At 69.0% G+C, this 14,756-nt stretch carries 7 protein-coding genes; 2 read left to right on the top strand and 5 right to left on the bottom strand.

Annotation, left to right across the window (positions count from 1 at the left end):
* Nucleotides 1-209 precede the first annotated feature (209 nt).
* From B9S64_RS25400 to B9S64_RS25390, 3 genes are all read right to left on the bottom strand, one after another.
* Nucleotides 210-2,237: an AAA family ATPase gene (locus B9S64_RS25400; RefSeq protein WP_103491382.1), complete on the bottom strand. Its 2,028-nt coding sequence runs from the start codon at nucleotides 2,235-2,237 to the stop codon at nucleotides 210-212.
* Nucleotides 2,238-2,735: 498 nt separating this feature from the next.
* Entirely contained in the window at nucleotides 2,736-4,388 is a 1,653-nt protein-coding gene (locus tag B9S64_RS25395) for a TlrC/CarA/OleB/SrmB family ABC-F type ribosomal protection protein (RefSeq protein WP_103491383.1), read from the bottom strand.
* 521 nt (nucleotides 4,389-4,909) lie between these two features.
* Entirely contained in the window at nucleotides 4,910-5,527 is a 618-nt protein-coding gene (locus tag B9S64_RS25390) for a TetR/AcrR family transcriptional regulator (protein WP_103491384.1), read from the bottom strand.
* A gap of 68 nt (nucleotides 5,528-5,595) precedes the next feature.
* Here B9S64_RS25390 and B9S64_RS25385 point away from each other — a divergent pair, with 68 nt between their 5' ends.
* Both B9S64_RS25385 and B9S64_RS25380 read left to right on the top strand, forming a co-directional pair.
* Nucleotides 5,596-6,930, top strand: a complete 1,335-nt coding sequence (locus tag B9S64_RS25385; protein ID WP_103491385.1) for an alpha/beta fold hydrolase — start codon at nucleotides 5,596-5,598, stop codon at nucleotides 6,928-6,930.
* Nucleotides 6,931-7,515: 585 nt separating this feature from the next.
* Nucleotides 7,516-8,366, top strand: a protein-coding gene (locus tag B9S64_RS25380; protein WP_374936069.1) for an IS5 family transposase whose coding sequence is annotated in 2 segments (ribosomal slippage) — nucleotides 7,516-7,885 and nucleotides 7,885-8,366 — 852 coding nt in all. Because the reading frame shifts where the segments join, the coding sequence is not laid out codon by codon here.
* Nucleotides 8,367-8,477: 111 nt separating this feature from the next.
* Here the strand turns inward: B9S64_RS25380 and B9S64_RS25375 are convergent.
* Complete coding sequence (locus B9S64_RS25375; RefSeq protein ID WP_181012294.1) at nucleotides 8,478-11,246, bottom strand: pPIWI_RE module domain-containing protein; 2,769 nt, start codon at nucleotides 11,244-11,246, stop codon at nucleotides 8,478-8,480.
* Nucleotides 11,247-11,277: 31 nt separating this feature from the next.
* Entirely contained in the window at nucleotides 11,278-14,721 is a 3,444-nt protein-coding gene (locus B9S64_RS25370; RefSeq protein ID WP_258037859.1) for a hypothetical protein, read from the bottom strand.
* Between the last annotated feature and the right edge of the window lie 35 nt (nucleotides 14,722-14,756).

The raw sequence follows: 14,756 nt of genomic DNA, 5'->3' as shown, positions 1-14,756 counted from the left end.
CGTCCACCGGCGCAGTCCATGCCGGACCGCGCCGGCTGGCGCGGCGAGAGGGCCCGCCGCGCTCGACGTGCTGGACCACGTCCCCGCCCCGATGTACATCCGCGGTTCCTGTTCGGCATGGAACTCACCCAGGACTCCGTCGACAGGCTCGTCGACCGGCTGCTGTGACCGCCGGATGCGCCCTCGATGACACCGCGGGCGCGGAGTCGTCAGGCGGGCTGGGCGGTGATGGTGCAGAGGCGTTTGGTGGCCCGGGTCAGGGCTACGTACAAGTCTCTCTCCCCACCAGGGCGGGCCGTGATGATTTCCTCGGGGTTCATGACGACGACCCCGTCGAATTCCAGGCCGCGTGCTTCGGACGCCGGCACGATGCGTGCCTGGTGCACGATATTCAGGGCCGTCAACTCGCTCACCCTCGCGTCCGCGCAGATCACCCCCAAGAGCTCGTCCGGGTGCGCGGTGCTCTGCGCATGGAGTTCCTGGACGACGGCGGCGACCGACCCGTCCTGAGACGTGATCACGGTACGAGGGCTCTCACCGCTTCGCAGTGACCGTGTGGGCTTCTGGTCCGGAGCGATCCGCGTGAGCAGGTCCCGGACGCTCTCCAGGATCTCCTGCGTGGTGCGGTAACTGACGGTCAGGTTGTGCAGTTTGAACCGCGGTCCGACATGCGGGCTCAGCGCCTCCCTCCAGTCGCGTGCTGTCGCGACGGGGCCTGCCTGGGCGAAGTCGCCCACCAGCGTCATCGCTCTTGCCGGGCACCGGCGGACGATCATCCGCCACTGCATGGCGGTCAGTTCCTGCGCCTCGTCGACGACGACGTGGCCGTACGTCCGCTCGGGAGGACCCTCGACCAGGCTCGCCGCCTCGTCCAGCAGCGGGACATCGGCACCGGTCCACGGGTCGTCCGGACCGCGCAGCAGCAGGGACCGCTCCCGCACGCTCACGCCAGGCAGATGCTCGGCGAGAGCGCCGGCATTCGCCAGGAGCTCGTTCACGAGGCCGCCCGGCGGGAGCCGCGGCCACAGCGCCTCGACCGCCCGGTCGACGCCGGCGTCGTCGAGGAGGTCGGCCCGGATGGCGTCCAGGTCCAGCTCGTGGGCAGCATCCGGGTCGGCCGCGCCTTCGGCACGGCGCTGGGCGGCTCCCGTGAACCGGTCGAGGTTGAGACCCGTCATCTTTTCGGTATCGGCGTCGATCTGCTCCAGGATGTCGCCCATATCCCGCTGCATCGCATCGGTGACGGCATCGGCGAGGAGTTCCTTGAACACCTGGCGCGCGGGGTTGTGCCCCGGTGCGGCTGCCACGGCGGCGTCGCGTGCCGTGGCCACCTCCTTCTCGGACAGGTGGACCACTTCCTGCCCGACCCGCACGGTGAAGTCACCGGCAGGGGCTTGGTGGACGCGCAGCAGGCCGGCCAGGGCGTCGGCGAGGCCGGAGGTGCCCTTGAGACGTGCCGTGTCGAAGGGATCCGCCGCCTCCGTGAACACTCCGGCCAGTTCCTGGCATGTCGCCAGAACCACGTCGTTCTCTCCCAGTGAGGGAAGGACCTGGGAGATGTAGTCGAGGAACCGGGCGTTAGGGCCCACCACCAGGACTCCCTCTTCCGCGGCGCGCGGAAAGGCGTACAGGACGTAGGCCGCCCGGTGCAGGGCGACGACCGTCTTGCCGGTGCCGGGCCCACCCTGCACCACGGTCACCCCTCGGTGGCGGGAGCGGACGATCTCGTCCTGCTCGGCCTGCAGCGTCGCGACGGCGGCGTGCATCTTGCCCGTGCGCCTGGCCGACAGGGCCTCGGTCAGCGGGCCGTCCCCCACGATGTCCTCGTGGGTCGGCGCGGTCCCGTCCAGCAGTTCGTCGCTCACGGAGATGACGGTGCGGTCGTCGAGGCGCAGATGCCTGCGGCGCCGCAGGTCCATCGGGTGGACCGGTGTCGCCTCGTAGAAGGGCCGCGCCGCGTTCGCGCGCCAGTCCACGAGCAGCGGCAGGTCGTCCTCCTCCGTGTGCAGTCCGATCCGTCCGATGCGCAGGGCGGTGCCGTCCGTCCAGTCGATGCGACCGAAGACCAGCCCTCTTTCGGCGCCCTCCAGCCGGCCGATCTCCTTGGCCAGACGGTCGGCGGCGACTTCTCGCTCGTATGTCTCACCGGCGCTGTCTGCCGGGCCCTTCAGCACACTCGCTCTGTGTGCCCGCGCCTCGGAAAGCCGCTCGGTGAGCAACTCGTACAACGAGGACACATAACCCTGCTCCAATTCAACCGCACGCACAGCAGAATCATTTTTCTTCGACAACAAGTCGCTCCTTCGATTCGAGCCACACCATACGCACGAAGCTCCCTAAAGGTAAGTCTTGACTTACTTGTCGGGACTATGCCCCCATGACTGGGTCCATGACGGCCGACCATATTCACGTGTCACGCATTTGACTGCTCCATATATCGGAATGCTGGATGGAATGGTCTTGAGTGAATCGAGTCAGTGCCGGAGGCACGCGACGGTCTCTGCCGCCTGATCCTCGGTGATCGAAAAGTGATCTGCCTCGATGCGCTCGGCCGGTCCACGGTGTTGCCGGTCGGGGACGGGATCGAAGTCACCGAGGGGGCACGCGTTGTTCCGGGACAGGATCTGCCCCAGCGCGTCGGTGAGGACGCGGCGGGTCGGTTCGTTCTCGTCCGGTGTTGATCACCGCGAGGCCCGCGAGCTCGCCGCCGCCGGTGACAAGGCGGCCCGTGGGTTTCAGCCCGCTGCGGTCTCCTGGAACTGTGCGACGTGGCCAGCGTTCAGTTCCACGTGCCTGCCGGTGAAGCGGGTGCGCATGCGGCGGTCGTGGGTGACGACGACGACCGCGCCTTGGTAGCAGGTCAGGGCTCCTTCCAGTTCTTCGACCAAGGCGGGGGAGAGATGGTTGGTGGGCTCGTCCAGCAGCAACAGGTCGACGGGTTCGCTGACGAGGCGGGCCAGTTCGATCCGGCGCCTTTGCCCGTAGGACAGTTCGCCCACTGTCAGGCGCAGGTCGGCAGGGCTGAACAGGCCGAGGGACAACAGTTGGTCGATGCGCTCATCCAGTGAGCCACCGCGGCCGTGGGCGAACGCCTGTGGGACTGTCAGGCCAGGCGGCCACGGTGTCCCCTCCTGCCTCAAGTGCCCGACTCTGCCTCGCGTCCGCACCGTCCCCTCATCGGGCCGCAGCTCACCCGCCAGCACCCGCATGAGCGTTGTCTTGCCGGCCCCGTTGGGCCCGGTGACCAACAGCCGCTCCTCGCCGCCGATCCGCAGCGAAGGTACGTGCAGTCGGTCCTCGACACGGATGCCGGTGAGTTCCGCCGCGGCCTGTGACATCTGACCGTCGGCGGTGGTCATCCGTGCGGCGAACACCAACGGTTCGGGCGGCGGTGCGACGGCGTTGTCCGTGAGCCGTTCGACACGCTCCTTCGCGTTACGGATACGGACCATCGCCCCGTGACCACGACCGCGGGCACGGAAGCCGCCGTGACCGAACACGGCAAACGGCAGCTTGCGAGGGATCGCCACCAACCGTGCCACGTTCGTGGCGGCCAACTTCTGATTGCGGGCCAGCTCCGCGGACCAGTCCGCGTACTCCTGCGAACGGCGCCGCCGCTCAGCGGCCTTGGCGGCGCGGTAACCGTCGTAGCCGTCGCCGTGACGCCTCACCCTGCCCTCGCCGACCTCCAGGATCGTGGTGGCGACCCGTTCCAGGAACACCCGGTCATGGGTGACCGCGAGCACAGTGCCGCGCTGCGCCCGCAGGTGTGCCTCCAGCCAGCCCACCGCCTGGTCGTCCAGATCGTTGGTCGGCTCGTCCAGCAACAACAGCTCCGGCTGGGACGCCAAGGTCGCGGCCAGAGCCAGCCGTGACCGCTCACCGCCCGACAGCGTGCCCAGGGTCCGGTCCCGAGCCAGACCCGGCAGGCCGAGCCCGTGCAGGGCGATGTCCACCCGGGCATCGGCTTCGTAGCCGGCGCGCGCCTCGTACTGGGCGGCCATGTGGGCGTAGGCGTCCAGCGCGGCGGTGAGTTCAGCCCCCGCCAAGCCCGTGAGTCCGGCTTCCGCGTGATGCATCCGCGCTTCGAGTTCACGCAGGTCGGCAAGAGCCATGTCCACTGCGGCCTGGACGGTGGCCTCGGGAGGCAGGTCCGACGACTGGGCCAGATAGCCCGAGCCGCCTGGTGCGACAACGGTCAGTTCGCCGTTGTCGGGCCGGTCCTGCCCGGCGATCAGTCGCAGCAGGGTGGATTTTCCGGCTCCGTTGTCGCCCACGATGCCGGCCCGCTCGCCCGGCTTGATACTGAAGGACACGTCGTCCAGCACGACGTGGTCGTCGTAGCGGCGGGTGACGTTCTGAAGAGATAGCTGTGCGGCAGTAGACATAGAGTCCCCTGTTCTCGGCCGGGCCGATCGGCGCGGGTGGATGGACGCGTCCGCGCACGCCGGAAACACTCCACGGCACGCCGAACAGACGTCATCACGGGAGGAGCGGAAGCACGGAGGAGAACGCGCGACGGCGGAGCCGAGCTCAACGCGGCCGCACGGGGAATATCACAGAGAACCCATGCGCAGCACCGTAAACGGGGAGTCCGCGGGGCTGCAAGCCATTTCTTCGGTGAGGTGGCAGAAGGGTGCAACAGAGGCGGGTGAATTCCCGCGGTCGACCGGCGACGACGAGTACGGGAGCGCCCGTCGCCCCGCCGGCGAGTGGCTCGGCAGCCTCGGCCTGAAGGCTCCGGGCCCGTCGACCCGGCTCTCCCCGCTCCCGGACCACGACGTCGGCTTCCTCGACCGCCACTCGGCCGCCGGCGCCGGGCCCGAGATCAGTCCTATGCCAGCCGGGGCGCGTGTATATCGGCTCGGTCCCCTGCCCGCCGTGTTCGTGTGGCTACGGAGCAACCACCTCACAGGGCCGGATCTGGGAGCCGAAGGCCGGGGAAGGCGGCGGGGGTCGCCCAGCCGCGCAGTACGGCCTCGATCGTTGACCGGAACGCGGTCTCGGCCGCGGTGCCGTCGAGGCCGCCGGCGAGTTCGAGGGTCACGAGCCCGTGCAGGGCGACCCACAACGAGACGGCGATCAGTGTGGTGTCGCCCGCGAGGATCCGGTCCGCCACGGCACGGTCGATCGCCGCGACAAGCGGTCGCACCGGGTCTCGGTCGCCGATCCGGGCCGACGGTGCGAAGGATTGTGCGCCACCGAACAACACCGCGTACAGGTGGCTGTGTTCGCGTCCCCAACGGCGATACGCCACGGCCAACGCGTACAGATCCTCCAGGGCGTCCTCAGAGCCGGGAACGGCCGTCAGGTCCTGGAACAGGCCGGCGACCGCTTGGTCGCGTACCTCGCGGATCACTCCGTCCTTCCCCTGGAACAACGTGTACACCGCCGCGGTCGACGTTCCGGCCGCGGTGGCCAGCGCGCGGACCGTGACCGACTCCTGCGGGCGGGTGGCGAACATCTCGGTCGCACATGCGATGAGCCGTTCTCTGACGTCGGCGTCGTTCGTTCTCGGCCTTCCCATGGAAAGCAGTGTACCCATGGTGATAACATCGTTTCAAAACACCGTTACGAAACTCTGGGGAGCTCACGATGCCACCGTCCGTCATACGTCCGTTGCACCTTGTCGGCCGCCTGCTGGCAGCCACCGCCGCGGTAGTGGGGCTGATCGCCCTCTTCCTGGCGCTGATCGTCGCCACCGATGGCGCGGGGTCGGGGTTAGCCGCATGGTCCGCGACTGCCGGGATCGCGGTCGTCGCGGCGCTGTGGCGGGGCCGCCGCCGCTCCTGGCAGGGACGGCTGGTGCCCTTCCTGCCGGTCCTCGTCGCAACGACCCTGACCCTGTCGGTGTGCGTCCCCACCGTCCCCACAACGCGCCACCACCCGCCCGCCCTGTCCTTCGTGACCACCGAGCACATGCGCCTGTCCACCGGCAGCCGGGTCGCGGTCTACCACTACCCGCCCACCGGCAACGCCCCCCGGCAACGCACCCCGCTCGTCTACCTCAACGGCGGTCCGGTACGCGGCATCTCAGTGCTCGACCACCGCTTCCTGCGGCGGCTCGCGGGACAGGGCTACGACGTGTACGCCTACGAACAGGCCGGTGGCGGACGCAGCGACCTGCTGCCCATGAACCAGTACTCGATCACGCGGTCCGTCCACGACCTCGGCGCCTTCGTCAGCGAACTCGGCATGGGCCGCGCCGACGTGCTGGGCTTCTCCTCGGGCGCGGTCGTGCTCACCCGCGCGCTCGCCGACCCCACCATCGCCGACCACCTGCGCCGGGCGGTCATCGCCGAGCCGGGCCCGATGGACGGCCCCACCGCCCGCATGGCCGAGCAGAAGGGCCGGCCGTCGGCCCGCGACATCGCGCCGGCCATGACCGGACCGCGCTCCACACGCGTGCCGCGGTACGCGGTCGCCTTCGGCCTCATGCGGCTCGGACTGCTCAGCCCGGACAACGGACTGGTAGGGCAGGCGGAGGGCGACAACGCCTTCACCGCTGCCGACCTCGGCAGCGACACCGCGTCCGCCTACTGCGCACAGGACGCGCACCGCATCCCCGTCGAGGACACCGCGGAGAACTTCTCCTTCAGTGCCGCCGCCAGCCTCCGCATCCAGCGGACAATCCAAGACTCCCCGTCCATCACCCCCCAGTTGAGGCGGTCCAGGACGCCCTCGATGCTCATGATCGCTGAATGCTCCTCCCAGGTCCGGCAGTGGCAGACAACCCTCCTCGCGGACAACCCCGCCATCCAGCGCACCCAGTACATGCCCGGTGTCGGCCACCACATGTGGAACAGCCTGGGTGACAACGACCAACGAGCAGCAGCGGTCATCACCGCATTCCTCCAGGACAAGCCCGCACCGCTGCCCGACTACCCGACCCGAGCCGACATCCCGGCCTTCCTCCATGACCACAAGTAAGCGGGCGGGCCCCTGGACATCGCACGCACGTCGCAGGACAAGACCGCGCCCTATGTGGCGAGTTGGTCGTCGTGCCGACCTCTGCCGAGTGCTGAGCCCGCGGCCCCTCGGCGACGAGTCTCTGGATCAAATCCTGCGCCTCCGCCCGCTGGGATCGCGCGACAGGCTGCTCGCCATAGCGCGTGCGAGGGTTGACCGGCACCGCCGCATCACAGGGCATGAGCGTGAAACAAGCGAAAGCCCCTTGACGCGGGTCAGCGCATCACGACCGGCCATCGCCGCAGGTCATGGCCCGGGCTGGCCCCTTCCGGGACAAGTGACCTGCCTGACGATCCGCCTGGCCCCCCATCAGAACAAGCGTCATTCAGCGTCAAGGTATCGCCCGTAACGCCCGCACAGCACACAATGCGCACGCGCGAAACCCCAGGTCAGGTCCGTCCCTCGTCTCCGTCCTGGGGCCACCAGGTGCGAAGAGCGTCAAACTAGCGTCACGGCGGACGTCCAGTGACCCCAGCAAGGAGTGCACCAGACGCCGTCCCCCTAGGGTGTGTCTTCAAAGGTGGTTGATGGGGCATCATATGGCGCATGGTGCGGCGACATGAGCTCTCGGACGAAGAGTGGGACGTTCTGTCGGGGCTGCTTCCGCGGACGGACACGGGGCGGCCCCGGCGGGACGACCGGGTGGTTCTGAATGGGATCGTGTGGAAGCTGCGGACTGGTTCGGCCTGGCGTGATGTGCCGGAGAGGTACGGGTCTTGGCGGACGTTGTACACACGTTTCCGCAGGTGGGCGCTCGATGGCACGTTTACGCGGATGCTTGAGGCTGTTCAGGCTCAGAAGGATGCGGCTGGGGACGTCGACTGGCTGGTATCGGTGGACTCCACGATCACCCGCGCTCATCAGCACGCGGCCGGCGCCCGTAAAAAGGGGCAGGCTACACAGAAACGGCACACGCTCACGCCCTCGGACGATCCCGTGGCGGACTGACGACCAAGATTCACCTCGCCTGTGACGGCCGGGGCCGTCCGCTCGGCTTTGTCGTCACAGGCGGCAACATCAACGACTGCACGCAGGTGGAGCAAATCCTCGCGCGGATCAGGGTTCACCGTCCAGGCCCAGGCCGACCGCGCACCCGGCCCGATCATCTCCTGGGCGACAAGGGATACAGCAGCCGAGGCATACCCAACTACCTGCGGAAACGCGGTATCGCACACACCATCCCTGAACGGTCGGATCAGCAGGCGAACCGCCGCCGTCGTGGCAGCAACGGCGGCAGGCCGCCAGCTTTCGACAAGGAGCGCTACAAGCAGCGCAACGTCGTCGAACGCTGCTTCAACGCGCTAAAGCAGTACCGGGCCATAGCCACCCGCTACGACAAAATCCGCGAATCATACGGAACGGCACTCACCATCGCGTCACTCCTGATGTGGATTTGACCCTATGAAGACAGGCCCTAGTCAGGTTCAGGCTTCGGCGCTCACACGAGGGAAGCATTGACCCTTATCAGCGTCGATCGTTTGGGTCGCCCCATTCAGGCGGCACCTCGCTCAGGAAGCGGATGATGTACTCCCCGCCGACTTCGTTCCGGCCACCGGAAGCACGTACTCACCGGCGAGACGCGCCCAGTGCAGCGGGAGAGGCCGGGCGAGCGGCGGGTAGTCGTCGTGGTAACGCAGCTGGTGCGTGAGCGTCGCCCACTCCGCCGGCCGGTCGGGCGGGTCACCCGCACGCCCCGAGTCCGTCAGCGCCTTCTCCGACAGACAGCCGAGCACAGTGATCTCCAGTTGCCCGGGGTTCCACGCGGTCTTCCCGGGCGCTGTCCGGCCCTGTGCCGTGGGCACCAGCTTCATGAGCCCCTTCGGCAGTTTCGCCACAGTGTGCGGCTTCGAGGCCGTACTCGCGAAGACACGGCCCTCCGTATCCGCCGTCCCCCACACACCCTCGGCGAAGCCGACCCCGTCCTCGGTGCCGTGGGCGTACCACTCTGCCACTTCACCCCGGGCGTTGGCGTCCCGTACGAGCAGCACCCTCAGGTCGTGGCCGTAGAGCGTGTGCCGCTGGGCGGGTTCGGCCCCGAAGCCAAGCGTGTCGCGGTCCAGTGCACCGTTGCGCAGGCCAGGCCAGCACTGGCGCAGATTGCCGGCGTCCGCCAGCAGCAGCGTCGGGCGGTCGCGGAGCTGGAAGAGCAGCGCCCGGATCTGCCGCTCGGTCTCCCGCTGCCTGTCCTGCTCCACGCCCGGGCCGGCAGCGGGCCGGGATCCTCCTGGGGCTGCCGAGTCATCGACAAGCTTCCCCGTGCTGGTCTCCTTCCCGCCGCTCGCCGCCGGTTCCCGTGCCTGGGAGAGCAGCAGCAACAGCTTCGGATACGACACCCATTCGGCTCGTTCTGCGTCCCACCCCTCGATGACGCCCGGTCCGTCCCCGGGGCGCACCCGCACCGCCACCAGCCGGTGGGCGGGGCATCGCGTGGGCCCCTTCCTGGTGTGGCGTACGAGCCAGAGCGCCGCGTACTGAAGATCGCCCGGAATGCCGGCTCCCACCCGATGGGCGGGCGGGCTGATCGCGCCCAGCTGCCGGAAGGCGTCCAGCCAGGTCCACCTGGCCCGGTGTTCCAGAGCGCTGTCGGTGTCGTCGGGCGAGTTCACGAACTGGGTCAGCCGTCCCTGCCGTGCCCAGGCGATGCGCAGCGCGTGCTTGGGGTCGGAGTCCGGGACGGCGGCGAAGCGCTCCTTGCCGGCGATCTCCGTGATCACGACTCCGGCCCCGCCCAGGAGCGGATCCGCCCGGTCCGCCACGAGCCCGCAGCGCCCTTCGATGGCCTCGGCCAGCCGGACGGCCCTGAGGCGCCCGCGGGCTCGGGGGGTCGGCAGGGCGTCGGCCAAAGGTCCCGCGGGCCGGGCCCGGACGCGGATGTCGACCCCCTCACACTGCCACTGGCAGGTCTCCCCGTCGGCCGACGGCACTTGCTGCCCGGCGGGAAGACCAATGAGCTTGGGCAGCTCGGCGAGCAGCGCCGCACGGGTCTCCGGGGACTGCCAGAAGACGTCGATCTCCAGGGGGCGGCCGTTCAGTGCGCGTGTCAGCGCCGCCCGCCGTTGCAGAGCCAGCTGGGCGTCGCGGACGCCCGGGACGCGTCCGGCGCCGGAACGGGGCAGCAGAGAGGGTGTGTTGCTCCGGGAGACGCGCGTGAGGTCGGGGACCCGGGTCAGCAGGGGGTGCAGCCCTTCCTCGACCCAGGCGTCCAAATCCGCCCGCTCCCGTGGCATCAGCCCGGGTCCGACCTCGTGCGGGCCGATCGACGGGTGGTAAACGATGCCAGCGGCCACGTCCCCGGAACCGTTGATCCAGCGTTCGGGGTCGGAGAAGAGCGCTTCGGGCCGGGGATAGTTGCGCACGATATCCAGCTCGGGCACGAGCGGTGCGGGGCTATGCCGGCGCCAGGCCAGTTCCTTCGACCGCCGGTCGTAGCCCAGCGTGTTCATCATCAGCCGGTGGCCCCGGTCCGGCCCTTCCGGCCACGGCAGTGGAGCGTCGAGCAGTACGGTCGTACCGCCGAGCTGGTGGGGGCGTACGTCCAGTCGGGTGGCCCACCGGCGTACCTGGGTGGACACATGGACGCGGAAACGCGGGGCGAACGGCACGGTGTGGACGGTGACAGTGAGACAGGCCGAGTAGTACCAGGTCTGCCCGCGGCGTTCGTAGCGCTGAGGCGGCCAGGAGACGAGTCGCGCGCCGTCACCCGAGCTCTCGACGCGGAAGCGGAGTGCGCTGCCGCCCGTGCGGAAGGTCCGGGCGCCCAGCCGGAAGGCGATCCACTCGGGCAGCAGGCTGTAGAGTCGCGCAGCGGGTTCGGCGGTTCCGCCCGCCGAGAGCATGCTCTCGGCGAGGTCGACCGATTCCGTCTCCCAGTGGGGCAGATGTACCGTCTCGGCCGGGTCACCGGAGCGGAGCCTCTCCTCGAAATCGCCGCCCTCCGAGTCGTCGCCCTCCCGGTGCATATCCGCCGCCCAAGCTCCTACCACCGGGGCCAGCACGTCCGGCGGGACGGCTTCCCGCGCGTAGAGCCACGGCAGACGGCCATCCGTCCCGGCGTTGCGGCCGGTCGCGATGACGCCTGGCGCCATCGCCTGGAGCAGGGAGTTGAGCCTGCGCACGGGGAGCCGGTGGGGGCGGACGGAGTTCTTGTCCGCCTCGGCATGCATCCCGGTGAGCTCGGCGTGCAGGTCCTCGCCGAGCCGCAGCACTTTCATATCCTCCCGCCAGGGTCCGTGGAGCGGGTCGGGTTCGTAGGCCGCGATGCGAATGCGGTGGTACACAGAATTACCTCCTGAGACAGGGGTTCGGCGCCTACGGGTGGGCGGGTACGGCGGCGAGCAGGCGGGTGAGCATGCTGCGCAGTGGCGCGTACAGGGCGCGGACGATGAACTGCTCCTCCGCGGTCTTCGTGCCGCCGTCGAAATACGGGTCCAGGACGGCGAGGACGCTGTGCAGCAGACTGGATTCGGGGGTGTCGGGCCGCGCCGGTACGGCGCCGCGGTTGGGGGCGAAGGCGGCGTCGACGAAGACCACCCGGGCCGGTACGCCACCGCGTACCAGTCGCCCGATCACCTGCCACAACAGGACCAGCATGTCCCAGGTGACCTGTTTCCGTACATCGTCGTCGAGACGGCTCCACGCCATCGAACGGGCGAGTACTTGGTACCAGTACGAACGGGCGAGGCGGCGGAACTCCTCCGCTCCTTCCTCGACGGTGGGTTGTCCCCGTACCAGGGTGGCGAAGTCACCGCCGGTGACGGCGCGGACGACCCAGTCGTTGACGGCATTGACGGCCAGATGGAGGTCCTCTGGGTGCGGATGGGGCCGTGCCAGGAAGTAGACCGTGCCGATGGCCGCCTCGTCGTCCTCGTTGAGGATGTTGTGGCCGCGTTCCAGCGCGAGCAGGGGCGCCACCAGGATGTCCGCTTCGAGGTCCTTCAGGTGCTCGATGTCGCCCCGGCGCAGTGATCGGGCGTGGTAGGCGGATGGCGCCTCGTCCTCCGCGGTGATCTCCTCGTCGTCCGACACCAGGCACAGCACCTTGTTGTGCCAGCGGACGTTGAGGTTGTGCAGTGTGTCGGCCACCACACGTGCCTCGGCATAGCTGCCAACCAGCAGAAGGATCTGGTCGCGCCCTGGAGGAAGAGAGAGCAACTCCTGCTGGAGCGGACCACCTTCAGTGACCTCGTACTCGTCTCCGACCTCACCCAGATGGCACGCGATGCGGCGCAACTTCTCCGGGCGGTCGTCCGGATGGGTTCCCGACATGCGCAGTTTCTCGTCGCCGTCGTCGATGAACTCGAAGCGCATGGAGCTCTCGTTGGCGATGCGTTCGGTCACCTCGGCCGGCGGTTCGATGACCACACCGACCGGGACGCAGACGTGGTAGCGGCTGGACGCGCCCGCCCAGCTGCTGCCCGACATGAGCAGCAAGTGGGCACCGGGCCTGCCGTCGACGGAGGTGAGATAGGGAATGGCGCGCAGCAGCTCACGTCCGACGCCGCTGCACCTGAAGAAGGTCAGTTCGCCACTGCGGACTCCGCCCTTGTCCTCACCCGGGACCCGGAACTGGAAGCCGAGCACATTGCCCATCGGGGCCTCGGGCACCATCGGGCCGTAGTCGAGCGGCCTGCGGTACATCGTGTTGAAGCCCAGGCTGAGGGCGGCCTCGACGCGGGGCCACATGGCGTTGATCATGGCGAGCCGCGGTTCCAGGGCGCTGAGCAACAGTGTGAACTCGAAGCGCTCCGCGAGTTGCTTCCGCCATTCCTCGGGAGTCTGGGGCGGAGGCTTGGCCTTCCTGCGGCGTCCGCGCTTCTTCTCCTGTTCCTCCTCCTTGCGCCGCCACTCGTCGTACGCCTCTTGGTACTTCCGCTGCCGGGCAGCCATGTACTTCGGGTCGATGGCGAAGACCTCGTCCATGACCTCGGTGAGGCGGCGCCGAGTGTTCTCCGGGTTGCCGGTGTGGAGCAGTTCGTTGAGGAGGGTGGTCAGCCGGCTAAAGTCCTCCTGCGTCCTGCGGTGGCGGTCACCGAAGGGGTTGTCCCGGAACGCGTCGAGCAGTTTCCCGAGAGCCTCCCGAGGGGCGTGATGAGGGTGGTCCCGACCGCTGTCGTCGGGGAGTTCGTAGCGTTCGTCGAGGAGCCCCAGCTGGAGCGTCCAGGCGCTGAAGTAGCCCGTCCGCACCCACGTGCGCAGCTCGTACCCGGCGACGAGCATCGCGTACAGCCGGTCGGTGGCCGCGCCTGCGGTGTTGAGGGCGGCGGCGAAGGTCTCGACGTCCCGTTCGGAGAGCTGGGTGCGTCCGCCGGCCGCGAGTTCCCGGATCTTGTGCCGGCTCAGCTGGTCGATGAGGCCCTTGTCCTCGTCGCTGGCGAGGACCACGGCGGGTGCGAAAGTCCGGTCGAGCTGCATCTGGACACGGTCGGCCTCGTCGATGATCACGAGGTCACTACGGCGGCAGGCGAGTTCGAGAAAGCGGATGCGCTCGCCGTTCTGGGGGCGGGGCGGCGAGGCGTCGATCAGCCCGGCCGGCGTGGCCACCCAGATCAGGGCGCCGACCAGGGTGCGAGCTCCGTGATGACGGGGACAGGCGGACCAGTACGGGCAGCTCGTCACCCTCTTCTGCCACTCGGAGTGCCGTCCGTCGCTCGGGTCACGCCGCGGGGCCGAGGGGGGCCGGAGCCGGGAGCAGGGTGCCTCGCCGTAGGCGAGTGGTTCGGTCGTCGACGTGGCGCCCTGCCGTCTGACGTTGAGCAGGCAGGACGTGCCGAGGTAGGCGAAGGCGGGGTCGTAGTGGGCGAGCAGTCGGTGCTCGCCCCGGCCCGCCAGCCGGCGGTGCAGCCGCTGGGCGTGCCGCTCACGGCCGGAGGAGCCGAGCACGGGTGCGGCGGCGCCGTCGGTGTAGAGGTCGTAGAGCCGGACGAGCTTCAGCACCTCCGCGACATCGGTGACGACGATGGTGGTGTGCTTGCCCAGCTTGGCGAGATGGACGGCGATGATGTCGCGCAGTGTGCTCTTGCCGGCGCCGACGATGCCGAGCAGGTGCTGGATGCCGTCGACCGTGAAGGCGAAGTCCTCGTCCTTCCTCGCCTTGTGAAAGGTTCCGTTCGCCTTGGTGGACAGGTCGAACGACCGTAGTCGCTCCAGCCACCGTGGTGCCCGGCCCTTGCCGGAGTGAGCGTGCTGGGCGTCCATCTCCGCCGCCGTGCGCTCCAGGTTCTCCCTGGTGAAGATCAGGGGCTCGCCTCCGCCGGCCGGTTCCAGGTCCATGTCGTGGGCGACGAGGGGGATGTGGGGGACCGGCGGCAGGTCGACGACGGCCATGGTGCGACTGACGGGGAAGGCGTGCGGGCCCTGACCCGCGACCTGCAGGCGCCTGCCCGCCAGCGGCGGTGCGGCACGCAGCAGTTGTTCGTAGACGGAGAAGCGGTCGCCGGCGACGGAGAGGTCGCGGCGGGCAGCGGGTGTCTCGGCGTCCGGTACGTCGTAGGCGCGCACCCTGGGGTCGAACCTCTGGTAGGTGTCCAGCGCCTCGAGCCAGGTCCGGCTCCGGCGCAGCGTCCACAGCGAGTACCTGGCGATACGCAGGGTCTTCGCCGCATCGGATGGCAGCGCTGCCCGGTGCGCCTCGGCGAACCCGTACCCGCTGAATAGCACCCAGGCGCTGCCCGCGGGGCTGCCCGGCATCATCTTCTGCTGGAGGTACAGGCCGAGTTCGACCTGGCAGAGGGCTTCCAGCGCGGGCTGGGGCACGGAAGACCCCAGAAATACTTTGAGCGCATTGAACA

The organism is Streptomyces sp. SM18 (assembly GCF_002910775.2).
GTDB classification, from domain to species: Bacteria; Actinomycetota; Actinomycetes; order Streptomycetales; family Streptomycetaceae; genus Streptomyces; species Streptomyces halstedii.
The sequence above is the reverse complement of the archived record's forward strand: the minus strand, read 5'-3'. Positions and strand labels throughout refer to the sequence as shown.